Here is a 7,024-nt window from a genome sequence, read left to right as displayed (position 1 = left end):
ACTGTCTTCGCGTGGTGTTTCGGGATCGGATTTTTCTTCTGATTCATCCTCAGATTTACCCGCCTCTTCCAGTTTCAGTCCCAGTTCGGTAAGCGCATTGGGAAGGGCTTCAGCGTCGGCCTCAAAAATAAGGATGTCGTTTCCCTTGATCAATCGTCCGCCACCCGGCGCATGGAGGCGAACTTCGTTGCGGATCAAACCAACGACCTGGGCATCTGCCGATCCCATTGCGGCTTCGACCTCCCGCAGCGACATGCCGACCGCCTTGCTTTTTGCGGGTACCCGGGCTTCGGTCAGGTAGGATGCCGTATCAAACCCTTCAGTCTGCGCACGTCGGGCTGGCACGAGTCGATAACCGATGAAACTGATGAAAATCACACCGACTGCCGCAATCGAAAATCCGATGGGAGCAAAATCAAACATTTGAAACGCCGATGGACCCTGCTCGGCGCGAAATCCAGAGACAATGAGGTTGGGCGGGGTACCGATCAAGGTGGTCATGCCGCCCAGGATGGTTCCAAACGCCAGCGGCATCAGTACCTTGCCGGGTGCCATTTCGAGGCGTTTGGACAGTTGTATGGCGACCGGCATCAACAGTGCCAGTGCGCCAACATTGTTCATGAATCCGGACAGCAGTGCTCCCAGGCCAGTCAGGCAAAGCAGGGTCATGGCGGGTCCCGCATTACTGGGAAGAATCCATCGTGTGAGCGCGTCAATCGCCCCGGAATTTTGCAGGGCACGACTGAGGATCAGAATACAGGCAACGGTAATGACCGCCGGGTGCGAAAATCCGGAAAAGGCGTGTTCTGGCAGAACCAGACCCGTGATCACGCAGGCCAGTAGGGATGCTATCGCCACCATGTCGTGGCGCCATCGTCCCCATAGAAACAACGTGATCGTCAGAAACAGAATGGCGAGGACGGTGTACTGAGGCAGTGACATCAGATTGGGTCTTGCATGATTTGCAGAAACTGGCAAGCAGAGACCGAAGTGAGAGTGGTTTGCCAGAATCTGGAAATGCGATCCACGCGCACGAGTAATTCACCCCAGTCAGGTTTGCTGAAGCGTTGTTGCCGACAAGTCGGCCCGTCCAGTGGAGGAGTTTGCGCCAGCGGGAAGGGAACTTGGATTCTGTGATTCGGTTGCGATTGAGTTGAGGATGAAGTAGATTAGCGCATGCAAAAGAGATTCCATGAAGCAGTTGGAAGCCCACGGCGAGTCTACGGTTGCCCTTCGGATGTACTGGCAGATGAGGCATTGAGTGTTGCAGAGAAACGTGAAGTGCTGCTCCAGTGGGAGTCAGAAGCGATCCATCTACAGGAATCGGATGCGGAAGGCTTTGGAGGAGGAGAACGCAGCCAGCTGGACGAGATCGTCAACGCACTCGCAAAGCTGTCGCAGGGTCGCGACGACTCCAGCACGGGTTAGGCCCCTTTTGCGGCAGCTTAGGGTTCTCGGTGAATCGGATGAGCGAGGTAGCGGTTGAACCCGGAGCCACCCTTGCTTCCTGCATCGTAGATCATGCCGTAGAGAGGGAAGCCATCCTGCTGCAGCAGCAGGTTTCCCCGTACCCAGGAACCCTCGATATCCGAGACCAGATGAAGTGAGGTTTCAACGGCTGGAGCTTCGGGGTCAACCCGGGTGAGGTAGAGATCGCGGTCGTGCTCTGCGATGAAAGCGATCCACAACTCTCCCTCGAAGGCGATCACATCGGCAGTGACCTGATCGGAGTCAACCGGACCACTGATCACGGTGCGGTCTGACACCTGAACCGCTTCACTCCATGAGCTGTTCATGGCTTTCTGGCTGAGGTAGAGAAATCCATCATCCTGGCGGAATATCACAATCGTCTTCCCGGATTCGTTGAGGTGAATGAGGGGGAGAATGGCCATGGACTCGGTTTCCATTGTTCCGAGGTGTTCCGCAAATTTATGGGCGGGACTGAGCGTATTGTCCGGCGACAGTTCGCACGCCCATGCCGTTCCGTCCATGCATTTATAGGTGATTTCGACGATTCCATCGGGACGACAGAGTATGGAGGGACTCGTCAGTCCGAAGGGGTTGGTGGAGTCGATTGGCTGGGCAGGATTCCAGCCTCCATCGGGATTGCGGGTGGCGAAGGAAAGGCGATCACCGTTCGCATACACGGTAACCAGGCTGCCATCGGGACGCAGTGTCACGTCGGTGACCTGAATGTAAGGTTCCTCTGGAGTATCGATGAGCTGAGAATTCGCAATCCAGCGGTTGGGAAATGCGGCATGGTCGTGGGTTCCGAATGCATGGTAAACGACCTCATCAGAGGTTTGATGCACAATGTGGAGGGTTCCGTCCGAAGCAAGGATCGAGGCCACACCTTCGAGGTCGCCGATGGAAGGGCGATGTTCCGGATCGATTTCCAACCAGGTCCGACCGCCGTCAGTGGACTTGATCATCATCATGCGATTGTGCGTTTCGGTGGGTTCCATGATGAAATAAAGCGCACCGCTGGAGTCCTCCCACGGTCCAATACGAGCGGGAGTTTCCACAAAAGTTCCTCCGAGATGGAAGGCTGGGACTTCGACCTTGAAGGAGGGCAGGAGACCTTCAAGCGGGCGTCCAAGTTGATCCACCAGACGCAGCGCAAAGGTGTCGCCGTTGAGGACCTGGATGGGTCCATCGCACCAGTGTCGCACCACCAGTGTCCACTCCCATTCAACCGATTCACCGTTGGGAGAGTTTGGAGTCCAGCCAGGAGTGGTTGGGGCCAGGGTGATGCCTGCACCCGGTGCGGATGACAGTGTGGAGCCTGAGAGCAAATCATCGGCTTCTTCACCGTAGAAGAAGGCTTCGCAGCCCACAACGCTCATGGCCGGACTGGCGGCTGACGGGTAGGGAAAATGATGGGCTTCCAGGTAGGTCCAGGGGCCGCCATTGTGTTGGTATTGCAGGCTGTACTGACGGCGTTTCCCAAGTGCCTGACTTTCCACTTCAAAGCGAATGCGGAACGGGCTGTCCACTACTTGGATGGGCGCCGTATTTGCCGGGGCGGCCCAGCCCTGCTCTTCATCGAGTTCGATATCAAAGTCTGCCCGGAAGCGGAAGGCTGTGACATGGTCGGATGAATACGGATCTCCTTTCTCGGCCAGAATATTGGCAGATACTGGGAGCAACAGCTGAGTGAGCAGGCAGAAAGTGGTGAATGGATGGTGCATCTGACTGCGAATGAACTTTCTGTTGGAGAAGCTGACAACCCCAATTGGGAAATGTGGAGATCTTGTAACATGGGTGTTGGCAGGGGGGTAACGGTGAAGCAGTGTGGAGGGAGGATGAAAAAAAGCACTGTGATGGGTTATTATGGAGTGGTGCGAATTTTGGAGATGAAGCGCGAGCTGGAAGCTCCCGCTACTGTTGGGGTGAATTGAGAACCTGGCTGCTTGGGGGCAGTGCTTCGTTTTTGACCTCGCGGGAAAGTTGGTGTTTGGTGAGTCGTTTATGGACTACGATGTGATTGTGGCGGGCAGTGGCATTGCTGGATTAAGCTTTGCGATCGATGTGGCGAATGCGGGGTTGAAGACCTGCGTGGTGACCAAAAAGGGTGGGGATGAATCCAACACCAACTATGCGCAGGGAGGCATCGCCTGCGTGACGTCCGAGTCAGACGGGTTTGACCATCACATTGAAGATACGCTTCAGGCGGGTGCTGGACTCTGTAACGAGGATGTGGTGAAAGAGGTGGTAAGGGATGGGCCCGAACGCATCGAAGCGATTCGCCGTTTGGGTGTGGAGTTCAGCAAGCTGGGCGATGGGCGCGTCTCTCTTGGCAAGGAGGGAGGGCATTCGAAACGACGCATTCTGCATGTGGAGGACATGACGGGACGTGCGATTGAGCAGGCCTATCTGAATGCGGTGCGCAACCATCCCAACATCGAGTTTCGCGAGCATGCCATTGCGATTGATTTGATTACTCTGCGCAAGATGCGCAAGTTCGGGTTTGCCAGTGAGGAGCAGGAGGATCGCGTTACGGGTCTCTACGTGTATTGCGAGCAGCGCAATGAAGTCATCACCATGCGGGCCAAGGTGGTCATGCTGGCTACGGGTGGCATTGGGTACTGTTACCAATACACGACAAATCCGTCGATTGCGACGGGTGATGGCATCGCCATGGCCTATCGTGCGGGCGTTGAGATTCGCAACATGGAGTTCATCCAGTTTCACCCGACGGCGCTTCACAGCCTGGGCAATGAGCGATTTCTCGTGAGCGAAGCCGTTCGTGGAGAAGGTGCGATTCTACGGGACCGCCGGGGGCGCGCTTTCATGAAGGACTACCATCCTTTGCGCGATCTGGCTCCGCGCGATGTCGTGGCGCGAGCCATTGACGCGGAAATGAAAAAGACCGGGGATTCGCATGTGTGGCTGGATTGTGGGCCGATTTCGACCGATACCTTTAGCACGCGTTTTCCGAATATCCTCGCGGCTTGCCAGCAGATTGGCCTGCAACCTCCGAAGGATTGGATTCCGGTGGTTCCGGCGGCACACTACCTCTGCGGTGGCATTCGCACCAACCTTTCCGCTGAAACCTCGCTCAAAGGCTTGTATGCCTGTGGTGAAGTCGCCTGCACCGGCTTGCATGGCGGCAATCGACTGGCTTCCAATTCCCTGCTGGAGGCGGTGGTCATGGCCCATCGTGGTGCGCAGCGGGTGGTGCAGTTTGTGAAGGAATCGGATTTACCAATTGTGGAAGTTCCCTCCTGGGTCGATGGCAACGTGCAGGACTCTGATGAACGCGTTGTGCTGGCTCACAGTCTGGATGAACTCAAGCGCGCGATGTGGGACTATGTGGGCATTGTGCGCACGACGAAGCGTTTGGAACGTGCGAACACCCGCATTCACAACCTCGCGCGCGAGATCAATGATTACTACTGGAATTTCAAAGTGGACGCTCCACTGATTGAACTGCGCAACCTGATCCAGGTGGCGGAGCTGATTGTGTACTGTGCGATGCAGCGCCGGGAGAGCCGTGGGTTGCACTACATTTTGGACTATGCGAGTCCGATGCCGCTTCCGCACGATACAATTGTGCGGCGAAGTTGAGGAAGGAATGATGCTGGTTGTCCGGTGTGTTGGATCGGGGATGGTTGAAGAGCGGAGCAACGCATTGTCTCAGGGGTAGGCAAACCAGGCGACGCCATCGTAGTCGAGCTGGTCTGAAGACATGGACCCCTGCAGTTGGTTTTTTTCCGCTTCACTGATCGTGAAAAAGTGAGAGCCTGTGGGTGGTGCGTAGAAGCGGTGTACGGGCTGGGAACCGGGTTCCGGTGACAGCAGGGTGTAGAAGGCAATGCCTTCATAGCTGAAAATGCGCGCGGGATGACCCAGCACACCGAGCATTTCCTCGCGATTGGCGGTGTAAAAGTGGGCACCAGAGATGCGATTGAACAGGCGATAAACAGGGTGGGTGATGTGGGTATGATTTGCAGCTACGTAGTGAGAAACTCCCTGATACTCCCAAGGCCCTCCCGGTGGGAAACTCGCGAGCGTCTGGTATTCATCCGGGTTGGCGGTGAAGAAGTGACTGTTGTTAGCCCGGCGATGGAAGCGGTGCAAGGGGATCAGTTGTGGGGCATCGGTATTCAGGCTGACGGGTGCCTTTGCATCGGGAGCGATCTCAAGCAGTTCAAAGAACGCCGGCTTGGCGTTGCCGTCCCGGTCAAAAAGCATCGGGTGGTTGGTTCGACCGCGTACTGGAAAGTTGTTCAACCAGGAATCCCGGTCGGTGACGCCCCAAAATGTGATCGTGTAGAGGGAGGCCTGGTGTTTGAGAAAAATATCGAAGACACTTCGATAGCGTTGAGCCTGCTCCAGACTCACACCGCCGGGAAGTCCGTCCGTATAGGGGTCGAGTTCTTCCTGGTATTCAAACAAGGTGGAAATATCCGCCCCAGTGTATTCCCATGCAGCGGGAAGCACGTCGATATCGAGTTCGGTGACCATCACCCAGAGTCCTGTGGATGCTGCGTCGGTGAGGATCTGATCCACCTTCGCCTGACTGGGATAGTTGAGCTGCCAATGACCCTGTATCCCCAATCCATGAATGGGAACACCGCGCTGCCGAAAATCATTGGCCATGGCGACAATGGCCTGGCGCTTGGCATCGCTGGCCCATCCGTAGTCGTTATAAACCAGAATGGCATCGGGGTCGACCTCGTGCGCTGTGCGAAAGGCGATCTCAAGGTAGTCATCTCCGATGATGCGCCGCCACGGACTGTTGCGCAGGGAACCATTGTCTTCAAAGGCTTCGTTGACAACATCCCAGGATTGCACACGCCCTTTGTAACGCGTCATGACCGTGCGGATGTGGGTCTGCATGCGCTCGATCAGCTGATCCCGAGTGAGGTCTCCACCGGAGGCGTTTTGAAAGACCCAATCGGGTGTTTGCGAGTGCCACACGAGCACGTGCCCGTGCACGCGCTTACCCTGCGACTCGGCAAGCGTCATCATGGCGTCGGCATTGTTAAAGTTGAACTGATCTTGTCGCGGTTGCAGCGCCTGCCATTTGAAATCGTTTTCGGCGACCACCAGACTGAAGTGGTCCCTGACGATTTGATTGAGTCGGGCGTTTTGTTCGACATAGGTGCGCGAATTGAGGGCGACACCGATGTGGAAAGCACTTCGGTAACCCTCCTGGAGGGTGAAAGGTGCCTGACTGTGAAGGTTGCCAGTGAACGCGCCTAGGGTGAGGCACGACAGCAGCAGGAGTTGGGTAGTTTGTTTCATCGAAGGGTTTATGTTCAAGTCGAAGGGGATTAATCGATTAATTAAAACCTAGCTCAGTTTGCAGAATGCTCAAGCATATCTGGCTGGAAATCGTATGCTCCCCTGTCGGACAAAGTAGGGGGAGCTTCCAGCTCGCCAGTTCCAAAGTGGGATGAGCATCCTGATTGCCGCAGGAAGGATGGGGGAAGGAGCGAGCTGGAAGCTCCCTCTACTTTGGGAAATTCGCGAGCTGGAAGCTCCCGTTACCTTGATTTGTGGAGTGCGCAGGAAG

At 55.9% G+C, this 7,024-nt stretch carries 5 protein-coding genes; 2 read left to right on the top strand and 3 right to left on the bottom strand.

Features of this window, described 5'->3' with window-relative positions:
* On the bottom strand, positions 1-942 hold a 942-nt coding region (locus ABQ298_07660), incomplete at its 3' end, for an SLC13 family permease (GenBank protein ID MEQ9824244.1).
* Positions 943-1,176: 234 nt separating this feature from the next.
* Here ABQ298_07660 and ABQ298_07655 point away from each other — a divergent pair.
* Positions 1,177-1,428 carry a hypothetical protein gene (locus ABQ298_07655; protein MEQ9824243.1) on the top strand — a complete coding sequence of 84 codons (252 nt, stop codon included), beginning with the start codon at positions 1,177-1,179 and terminating at the stop codon, positions 1,426-1,428.
* Positions 1,429-1,445: 17 nt separating this feature from the next.
* Here the strand turns inward: ABQ298_07655 and ABQ298_07650 are convergent, their stop codons facing one another.
* Positions 1,446-3,191 carry a hypothetical protein gene (locus ABQ298_07650; protein ID MEQ9824242.1) on the bottom strand — a complete coding sequence of 582 codons (1,746 nt, stop codon included), beginning with the start codon at positions 3,189-3,191 and terminating at the stop codon, positions 1,446-1,448.
* A gap of 280 nt (positions 3,192-3,471) precedes the next feature.
* Between ABQ298_07650 and nadB the strand changes: the two genes are divergently transcribed.
* A complete protein-coding gene (gene nadB, locus ABQ298_07645) occupies positions 3,472-5,070 on the top strand; it encodes an L-aspartate oxidase (GenBank protein MEQ9824241.1) in 1,599 nt (532 codons plus the stop codon).
* 69 nt (positions 5,071-5,139) lie between these two features.
* Here nadB and ABQ298_07640 read toward each other — a convergent pair whose 3' ends face one another.
* Complete coding sequence (locus ABQ298_07640; protein ID MEQ9824240.1) at positions 5,140-6,753, bottom strand: endo-1,4-beta-xylanase; 1,614 nt, start codon at positions 6,751-6,753, stop codon at positions 5,140-5,142.
* Positions 6,754-7,024: the final 271 nt, after the last annotated feature.

Source organism: Puniceicoccaceae bacterium (assembly GCA_040224245.1).
Lineage (GTDB): Bacteria > Verrucomicrobiota > Verrucomicrobiia > Opitutales > JAFGAQ01 > JAKSBQ01.
Note: the sequence above shows the minus strand (reverse complement) of the source record. Positions and strands in the feature narration are given on the sequence as shown.

Bases quoted from the DNA above. Each gene is read 5' to 3' on its own strand.
- ABQ298_07655 (MEQ9824243.1), top strand. From the start codon at position 1,177: ATGCAAAAGAGATTCCATGAAGCAGTTGGAAGCCCACGGCGAGTCTAC.
- ABQ298_07650 (MEQ9824242.1), bottom strand. From the start codon at position 3,191: ATGCACCATCCATTCACCACTTTCTGCCTGCTCACTCAGCTGTTGCTC.
- nadB (MEQ9824241.1), top strand. From the start codon at position 3,472: ATGGACTACGATGTGATTGTGGCGGGCAGTGGCATTGCTGGATTAAGC.
- ABQ298_07640 (MEQ9824240.1), bottom strand. From the start codon at position 6,753: ATGAAACAAACTACCCAACTCCTGCTGCTGTCGTGCCTCACCCTAGGC.